The 8,033-nt window shown below is 71.9% G+C and carries 8 protein-coding genes and 1 pseudogene; 6 read left to right on the forward strand and 3 right to left on the reverse strand.

The window, feature by feature from the left end; all coding sequences use genetic code 11:
- The first annotated feature begins 1 nt into the window (after position 1).
- Both ADX84_RS18805 and ADX84_RS18810 read left to right on the forward strand, forming a co-directional pair.
- Positions 2-1,207: a DUF418 domain-containing protein gene (locus ADX84_RS18805; RefSeq protein ID WP_049576719.1), complete on the forward strand. Its 1,206-nt coding sequence runs from the start codon at positions 2-4 to the stop codon at positions 1,205-1,207.
- Positions 1,208-1,321: 114 nt separating this feature from the next.
- Positions 1,322-2,041 carry a DUF6882 domain-containing protein gene (locus ADX84_RS18810; protein ID WP_234004064.1) on the forward strand — a complete coding sequence of 240 codons (720 nt, stop codon included), beginning with the start codon at positions 1,322-1,324 and terminating at the stop codon, positions 2,039-2,041.
- An 8-nt stretch (positions 2,042-2,049) separates the two neighbouring features.
- Here the strand turns inward: ADX84_RS18810 and ADX84_RS18815 are convergent, their stop codons facing one another.
- Positions 2,050-2,913, reverse strand: coding sequence for a TIGR03084 family metal-binding protein (locus tag ADX84_RS18815; protein ID WP_049576727.1), 864 nt, complete (start codon positions 2,911-2,913; stop codon positions 2,050-2,052).
- Positions 2,914-3,057: 144 nt separating this feature from the next.
- Here ADX84_RS18815 and ADX84_RS18820 point away from each other — a divergent pair, with 144 nt between their 5' ends.
- From ADX84_RS18820 to ADX84_RS18830, 3 genes are read left to right on the forward strand one after another with little or no spacing between them, the layout of a single operon-like run.
- Positions 3,058-4,221, forward strand: a complete 1,164-nt coding sequence (locus tag ADX84_RS18820; RefSeq protein WP_049576731.1) for an acyl-CoA dehydrogenase family protein — start codon at positions 3,058-3,060, stop codon at positions 4,219-4,221.
- Between the two features lie 29 nt (positions 4,222-4,250).
- Positions 4,251-4,892 (forward strand): TetR/AcrR family transcriptional regulator, encoded by a 642-nt coding sequence (locus ADX84_RS18825; protein ID WP_049576734.1) that lies wholly within the window; start codon positions 4,251-4,253, stop codon positions 4,890-4,892.
- A gap of 45 nt (positions 4,893-4,937) precedes the next feature.
- Entirely contained in the window at positions 4,938-5,369 is a 432-nt protein-coding gene (locus ADX84_RS18830) for a DUF2000 domain-containing protein (RefSeq protein ID WP_049576736.1), read from the forward strand.
- Here the strand turns inward: ADX84_RS18830 and ADX84_RS18835 are convergent.
- Positions 5,344-6,195, reverse strand: a complete 852-nt coding sequence (locus ADX84_RS18835) for an AraC family transcriptional regulator (protein WP_049576746.1) — start codon at positions 6,193-6,195, stop codon at positions 5,344-5,346. The two genes, ADX84_RS18830 and ADX84_RS18835, sit on opposite strands and share 26 nt — an antisense overlap.
- A 162-nt stretch (positions 6,196-6,357) precedes the next feature.
- On the opposite strand from ADX84_RS18835, the gene ADX84_RS18840 reads away from it, so the two are divergent.
- Positions 6,358-7,755 (forward strand): CoA transferase, encoded by a 1,398-nt coding sequence (locus ADX84_RS18840; RefSeq protein WP_049576748.1) that lies wholly within the window; start codon positions 6,358-6,360, stop codon positions 7,753-7,755.
- Positions 7,756-7,776: 21 nt separating this feature from the next.
- Here the strand turns inward: ADX84_RS18840 and ADX84_RS26410 are convergent.
- Positions 7,777-8,033 (reverse strand): annotated as a pseudogene (locus tag ADX84_RS26410) (serine/threonine protein kinase); the annotation flags it as partial.

Consider the following 8,033-nt stretch of genomic DNA (forward strand, 5'->3'; position numbering starts at 1 on the left):
CATGACCGGCGACAACACCGCTCTCCAGGGGGCCGAACCAGCGGAGCGGTCGGCCAGCGGGCGCCTGCCCCTGCTGGACGTCCTGCGGGGCGTGGCCATCCTCGGCACGCTCGCCACCAACGTGTGGCTGTTCGCTGGACCGGGCGGAGACGCCGCCATCCTCCACGGCACCGACGAACTCAGCCCGTTCACGCCGTTCCACGCGGACCCGTCCGCGGCGACCCTGGCCGAGGGCGTCTTCCGCACCATCGCCAACGGCAAGTTCCTCGCCCTGCTCACGCTGCTCTTCGGCGCGGGCCTGGCCATCCAGTTCCAGTCGGCCGCGCGACGGGGCGCACGCTGGCCGGGGCCCTACCGGTGGCGGGCGCTGTTCCTGTTCGTCGAAGGGACCGTGCACTTCACGCTGGTCTTCGCCGGTGACGTGCTCATGGGGTACGCGGTGGTCGCCCTGTTGGTGGCCTGGTTGCTCACCCGTTCGGAACGGGCCCGGAACGGGGTCATGTGGGTGTCGGTCTCCCTGCACGTGTTCCTCATGGGCCTGGTCACGGCGGCGCTCGTGGCCGAGTCCGCGCAGCCGACGTCCGTGCCCCGTGAGGCGGTCGAGCTCTACGCGCACGGCTCCTACCCGGAGCAGGTCGCCTTCCGCCTGGACAACTTCCTGGGCCTGCGCCTCGAACCCGTCCTCACGTTCGGCCTGATGGTGTTCATGTTCCTCCTGGGGGTGCGGCTCCTCCGTGCCGGTGCCTTCGCCGACGACCCGGTCGGGCGCGGGATCCGCGCACGCCTGCTCGGATGGGGGCTGGGCCTCGGCGTCCCGCTGACCGTGGTCACCGCCCTCGCCGGGCCCGACTGGCTCCTCATGGACCGCTACGTGGTGGCTCCGCTGGTCGCCGTGGGCCTGATCGGCCTGATCGGTCGCCTGCTGGACGGCACGAGCGGAACCGGTCCCGTGGTCGCGGGGGTCCGCGCCCTCGGCCGCATGGCGATGACCGGCTACGTGGCCCAGAACGTCATCCTCATGTTCGTCTGTTACGGCTTCGGCCTCGGACTGGCCGACCGCATGGCCGACACGGGTCGGTGGTGGGTGTTGATCCTGTGGGCCGTGGTGTCGCTGGTGCTGATGGTGGCTTCACTGCTGTGGCTGCGCCGCTTCCGCCAGGGCCCTTTGGAAGCCCTCCAGAAGAAGGTCCTCGCCCGGGCCCGTTAGCCTCCGGGAACCACCCGCCGCCTGAAGTACCGAAGGACCGCACCCACATCCCGCACACCGACCCCTGCCTCGGTCTCTCGCCGGATGTCCGGGGTGCACGCTAGTGTCCGGCGCGTGCAGAACACACCTACCTTCCACGATCTCCTCAACGACGCCGCGATCCTCTCCCTGGAGCACCAGCTCCACATGGAGACGGTCGTCGGGAACTCCAACTGGAACGTGGACCTGGCTGAGCCCAGGTTCGAGTTCTCCGGTGAGTCGGAGCTGGTCTGCGACCGGTTGCACCTTCTGGGCAGCGCCGCACCGGGCCCCGGGTCCTGGATGTGGGCCTGGGCAAACCCGTCCGGGTTCTCGCCCGAGGTCACCGAGCTCGCCGTGACCGTGCGCGACCTCGGCCGCAGGTACGGCATCGCCGAGCTGGCCGAGCCGGAGGTGCCCTTCAGCGCCCTGCCCGGCTCCCCGGAGATGCCGCACCAGGTCCTGTCGCTGCTCACTGACGCCGCCAAGGTCCTCACCGGGCGCTGGACCGCCTACAACGGCCCGGTCGGGGGTGGTACGCGCGCTGGCTTCCTGCTCGAACACCCCGGATTCCTGCTCCCCGCGCCCACCGCGCTCCACGTCATCAGCGTCATCCAGCAGGCCGTCTCCGGGGTCCCCTCCATCACGGACCACCGCAGGGCCTCCTACAGCTACGCCCGACTGCGCGGGCTCGACCCCCAGTTCTCCGCCGATGGCCGGATCCTCGTCATCAAGGCCTTCGGGATCGAGCTGGAGTTCGACGAGCTGAACCGGCTCGTCAGGGCCGAGGGCACTCTCACCCCGGGCTCGGTCTGACAGAACGGTCAACTCTGTTCCCTCGCGTTGGTCCGGTTGCCCTCCTTCCGGGTGCGAGACTCCCGGGTGACATTGGCCGGGGCGGGGAACTGACCGGGTCGGCGGCCCTGGCCGGGACCGCCCGCGTAGGTCTGGCCCACCTCCAGCCACTCCCGGGCGGCGGATCCCTCGGCGGTCAGCGACGTGTCGGCTGGGTGCCGGCGGCGGGTCAGGACCAGGCAGAACTCCTCGGCGTCGCCGCGCACCACCTCCTCCGCGCCCTCCGGTCCCATCGTCCAGAGACCGCTGCCGGGGGCGGTGAGCTCCACGCGGACCGGGGTCTCGGGCGCGGGCAGGCCGCGTGCCAGGTAGCTGAAGGACCGGGTACGCAGGGCGAGGTGGACGATGTGGCGCAGTCTCCCGGTGGGTTCGCGGGTGGTGCCCAGCGCGTCCACCACGTCCTGGCCGTGGGCCCAGGTCTCCATGAGCCGTGCCGTCGCCTTGGAGGGAACGCTCATCGGCGGGCCGAACCAGGGCACCCGTGTCCCGGCGGGGGCGTCGAGGAGTGCGCTCCTGAGCGCCTCCGAGGCCGCACACCAGCGGCCGAGCAGGGCGTCCGGTGCGAGGGCGGCCAGCGGGGCGGCGGCCGTGTCCACGTAGCCCTCGGGGTCGGCCATGGCCGCTTCGAGCATCGCCGCGAACCGCTCCGGGTCGGTCACGGCGGTCAGCGCCGACTCGTCGAAGAAGGCCAGGTGGGCGACCTGATCGGTGATGCTCCATCCGGGCGAGGGAGTGGGGCGGGCCCAGTCGGCGGGGTCGGTTCCCCGAAGCAGCGCTGCCAGTTCCTCCTGTTCGGCTCGCAGGTCCTCGACGAGTGCGGCTGTGTCCACCACAGGGGCTCCTCACGCGGGCGTCGGTCTCCCGGCGACCACACATGTTGACTGACTTGTCATGTTCCGCGCACCATAACAAAGTGTGAGCTGGATCTCCCAGGGATCCGGCCGGAACCCCCGCGACACGGATGCGAGTGTGCGTACATGACCGCGACCGACTCCCCACGGACCGACCGCTGGAACACACCCGAACGCGCCGCGCTCCGGGAGACCGTGCGGACCTTCGCGGCGAAGGAGATCCTTCCCCACGTCGAACAGTGGGAGGACGAGGGCGAACTGCCCCGCGACCTGCACCGGGCGGCGGGACGGCTCGGGCTGCTCGGACTCGGCCAGCCCGCGTCCGTGGGCGGTGAGGGGGAGATGATCGACCAGCTGGTCGTCTCCGAGGAGGCGGTCCTGGCCGGGGTGCCCACCGGGGTCCTGGCCTCGCTGTTCACCCACACCATCGCTCTGCCCGCCCTGGTCGCGGACGGCCGCGAACACCTGGTGCGCGACTACGTCCGACCCGCCCTGGCCGGGGATCTCGTCTGCTCGCTCGGGATCACCGAACCCGACGCCGGTTCCGACGTGGCCCACCTGCGCACGCGCGCGGTCCGAGACGGCGATGCTTGGGTGCTCAACGGGGCGAAGACCTTCATCACCTCCGGGTACCGGGCCGACTTCGTGACCGTGGCCGCCCGCACCTCCGGCACCGGGCACGAGGGGATCTCGCTGTTCGTCGTCGACCGGGACACCCCCGGCTTCACCGCGGCTCGCAAGCTGGACAAGATGGGCTGGCGGTCCTCGGACACCGCCGAACTCTCCTTCACGGACGTCCGGGTTCCCGACGACCACCTCGTCGGCGGCGTGGACCAGGGCTTCGTCCAGATCATGCGCCAGTTCGCCAGCGAGAGGATCGGCCTGTCCGTGCAGGCCTGCGCCATCGCGCGCCGTTGCGTGGACCTGTCGGTGGCGTGGGTGCGCGAACGCGAGGCCTTCGGCGGTCCGCTGTCCCGCCGACAGGTCCTGCGCCACCGCCTGGTGGAGATGCATCGCCGGACCGAGGTCGCCACCGCCTACGTGCGGGGGATCGCGGAGCGGCTCCAGGACGGCGAACCGCTCATCGCCGAGGTGGCCATGGCCAAGAACACCGCGACCGAGGCCATGGACTACGTGGTGGACAACGCCGTCCAGCTGCACGGGGGCATGGGGTTCATGCGCGGAACCGAGGTGGAGCGCCATTACAGGGACGCCCGGGTGTTCAGCATCGGCGGCGGCACCTACGAGATCATGAACGAGGTCATCGCGAAGTTCCTTCCCCTGCGGTGACCAAGGGGACCTGGGGACGAGGGGTACCAGTGGGAAAACAGACGCTGACCGGGCGACCGCCCACGGAACGCGGACGGCGCAAGCGGGGCGCCCTCGTTCAGGCGGCCCGTGAGGAGTTCGAGGAGCGCGGGTTCGAGGAGACCAGGATCGCCCAGATCACCGGCCGCGCCGGGATCGCCTACGGGAGCTTCTACACGTACTTCGACTCCAAGGACGAGGTCTTCCACGAGGTCGCCAAGGGGGTGGCCGGGGAGATGTTCGACGCCGCCCGCTCCGCCGCGCCCCCGGGCACCGGCCCCGTGGAGCGGATCAGGCACGCCACCGGCCGCTTCCTGGCCGCCTACCGGGACAACGCGCGGATCATGCAGGTCATCGAGCAGATATCGCCGCGCCACCCGGTCTTTCGGACCCTTTTCCTGGAGATCCGAGGGCTCTTCGTCGAGCGCATCAGCACGGGGACCCGCCGTCTCCAGGAGGAGGGACTGGCCTCGACCGACATCGACGTGGAGGCCACCGCGAGCATGCTCGGCGGCATGGTGGAGCACACCGCACGGATGCTGTTCCTCTACGGGGAGGAGCACGACCCCGACGTCGTGGTGGAGACCGCCACCCGCCTCTGGGCGCGCGGCATCGGACTGGAGTACGAGCCCCCGGACCTCGGAGACCGGTGAGGAACGTACAAGACCCCGGGCGGTGGCGCTGGCGAGGATGGGCGCATGGAGACCACAGACGCCCCAGTGCGCTTCGACACCAAGATCGCCGTCCTGCTCCGTGACGACCTGGCCGTCTGGCAACGGCTCAACGTCACGTCATTCCTGGTCAGCGGGTTGGGAAGTCGAGTCCCGGAGCTGGTCGGCCAGCCCTACGAGGACGCCGACGGTACCGCCTACCTGCCGATGTTCCGCCAGCCCGTCATGGTGTTCGAGGCGGACAAGGAGACGCTGACCAGGGCACACGGCCGGGCGGTGTCCCGGGAGGCCGACGTCGCGGTGTTCACCTCCGACCTGTTCGCCACCGGCAACGACCGGGACAACCGGGCCGCCGTCCGCGCGGTCGGCCGGGACTCCCTGGACCTGGTGGGTCTGGCGGTCCACGGCCCCAGGAACGGGGTGGACAGGATCGTCAAGGGCGCGCGGATGCACCGCTGACGCGGGGCCGGTGTCGCTGCGGGGAACCCTGGCGCAGCGCACGGGCGTAGCGGCCGGGAGGCAGGCCGAGCACCCGCCTGAAGTGGCGGTTCAGGTGGGCCTGGTCGTAGAAGCCCGAGGCGGACGCCGCGTGCGCGGGTGACCCCCCTTCGAGGATCAGTCTCCGGGCCAGGTCCACGCGCCGCCCCACCAGGTACTGGTGCGGAGGCATGCCGAACCGCCTGGTGAACACCCGGGTGAGGTGGGCGGGGTGGGCGTGCAGGAGACCGGCGGCCTCGGCCAGTGGCACCCCCTCCACGGTGCGCGAGTCCAGGAGGTCGCGCAGCTGGTCGGCCAGGCCGGGGTCGTCGGCGGTCGTGGCGGACCCCACCGTGCCGCGCAGGTGCTGACGGAGTCGCTCGGAGACGAGTTCGAGCCGACTCTCCGCCTCCAGGAGGTCCCCCTGCCGGAACAGCGCACCGTGCAGTTGGTGGATGCGGTGACGCAGGAGGGGGTCGTCGAACATCGGATGGTCCACCGCCCGGCCGACCAGCTCCGGGTCGATCTGCTCCGGCTCCAGGTACAGCACCCGTTTGCGCAGCCCCTGCGCGGTGGTGGGGGTGCCGTTGTGCGGGACCTGCGGCGGCAGCAGGGTCACCGTGCGGTCGAGCGCACCGTGCTCGTGGCGGCCCAGGTCGTAGCGGACGGCTCCGGAATCGAGGATGAGCAGCGTCCAGGACCGGTGCGTGTGCATCGGGTAGGCGTGTTGGCGCAGGTGGGTGTGGAACACCTCGGCGATGCCGTCGATCCCCGGTCTGAGGACCACTGTGTCCGCGTGGCCGTCCATTACCGCAGCCTACGCGGCTCGTCCCCGAGGCCAGGGCGGTGAGCCCGGGTGTGCTCCGACACACGAACCTCGTGCGCCCCGAGCGAGATCCAGGGCGCTGGAGTCGCGTCCGAGGGCGGGGCGAGCATCGGAACTCCGGGACCGGATGGGCACAATGGCGCCATGACGACCAACCCCAGTGGTGCACCGGACAGGGCGACGGCACAGGCGTGGCGGGCGATCGGAGGCGAACCGGACCTGACGGAACGGGTCTCCCACCGTGGTGCGGGGGACGTGCTTCCCGCCGTGCTGCCCGTGCGTGAACTGGCGCGGGCCACCATGGGGGCGTGCTCGTTGGCCGCCGCCGAACTGCTGGCGGCGCGCAACGGCGGGCCGGTCCCCCGGGTGAACGTCGACGAGGGCGCCGTGGCCACCTCCTTCGTCAGCGAACGCCACCTGTTGGTGGACGGCCGCGCGCTGACCCCCTTCGCCCCGCTCTCCGGCTTCTGGCGGGCGGCGGACGGCTGGGTACGCACCCACGCGAACTACCCCCACCACCGCGCCCGGCTGTTGTCCGCCCTGGGGCTGGACCCGGGCACCGGGCCGGAGGGGCTCGCCGAGAGGTTGGCCTCGCTGCCCGCCCACGACATCCAGGAGAGGGTGTACGCCGAGGGCGGCCTGGCGGTCGCCGTGGCACCCGCGCCCGGAGAGGACGGGGAGCCCGGGGCCCCAGGGGGATTCCGAGCGGCAGGGCTCCCACTGGCAGAGGTCGGGGCCGCGGGCCCGGCGGGCGGGCGCCGCCTGGCCCGGGCGGAGGTGCCCGCCAGCGGGGTGCGCGTGCTGGACCTGACCCGGGTCATCGCCGGGCCGGTCGCCACCCGCACCCTCGCGCTGCTGGGCGCCGACGTGCTGCGGGTGGACTCCCCGGGCCTGGAGGAGGACCCCGACAGCCACACCGACACCGGGATGGGCAAGCGCTCCACCCTGCTGGACCTGGGCACGGCCGAGGGTCGGAGCTCCTTCGAGACGCTGTTGGACTCCGCCGACGCGGTGGTGACCGGATACCGGCCGGGCGGGCTCGACCGCCACGGTCTGGTGGCGGAGGAGCTGATCGCCCGCCGTCCCGGGCTGGTCGTCGCCCAGCTGTGTGCCTGGGGATGGTCGGGGCCGTGGGCTGACCGGAGGGGGTTCGACAGCCTGGTCCAGGCGGCGAGCGGGATCGCGGCGATCGAGGCCGGTCCCGAGGGGCGCCCGGGGGCGCTGCCCGCCCAGGCACTGGACCACGGCACGGGTTACCTGCTGGCCGCCGGAGTGCTGCGGGCCCTCACCGAACGGCAGGGGGACGGTCGGGGGAGGCACCTGCGGTTCTCTCTGGCGGGTACCGCCGCGTGGCTGATGAACGACATCGCCCCGGAGCCGCTGGAGGGCGGCGGGTACGATCCCGCAGACTGGCTCACCGAGTCCCCGTCCGCCTACGGCGGGCTGCGCCACGCGCTCCCGCCGGTCTCCTACGAGGGAGGGCCCACGAACTGGGCCCACGCGTCCACCCGGTGGGGCGGCGATCCGGCGGTCTGGCTCTGATCCGGTGAGCGGTGCGGCGGGTCAGCGGTTCGGGACCGTGAACTCCTCCACGGGCTCGAGGTTCCCGTCCAGGAACACGACCCGATCCCCCGAACCCTCCAAGGGGAAGGTGGAGACGAGGACGCGGTCGTCGTCCGGGAACGCGGAGAGGGCAACGTACTCCAGCTCTGAGTCGCCCTGCGCCACGACCTCGCCCTCCGCGTCCCAGGCGACGAGGAAGCTGCTGCTTCGACCGGCGTCGTGGCCCGAGGCGAGGATGAGGTTCCCGCCGTCGCCCA

It is taken from the genome of Nocardiopsis sp. SBT366, assembly GCF_001083815.1.
GTDB lineage: Bacteria > Actinomycetota > Actinomycetes > Streptosporangiales > Streptosporangiaceae > Nocardiopsis > Nocardiopsis prasina.

Bases quoted from the DNA above. Each gene is read 5' to 3' on its own strand.
- ADX84_RS18820 (WP_049576731.1), top strand. From the start codon at position 3,058: ATGACCGCGACCGACTCCCCACGGACCGACCGCTGGAACACACCCGAA.
- ADX84_RS18835 (WP_049576746.1), bottom strand. From the start codon at position 6,195: ATGGACGGCCACGCGGACACAGTGGTCCTCAGACCGGGGATCGACGGC.
- ADX84_RS18840 (WP_049576748.1), top strand. From the start codon at position 6,358: ATGACGACCAACCCCAGTGGTGCACCGGACAGGGCGACGGCACAGGCG.
- ADX84_RS18805 (WP_049576719.1), top strand. From the start codon at position 2: ATGACCGGCGACAACACCGCTCTCCAGGGGGCCGAACCAGCGGAGCGG.
- ADX84_RS18830 (WP_049576736.1), top strand. From the start codon at position 4,938: ATGGAGACCACAGACGCCCCAGTGCGCTTCGACACCAAGATCGCCGTC.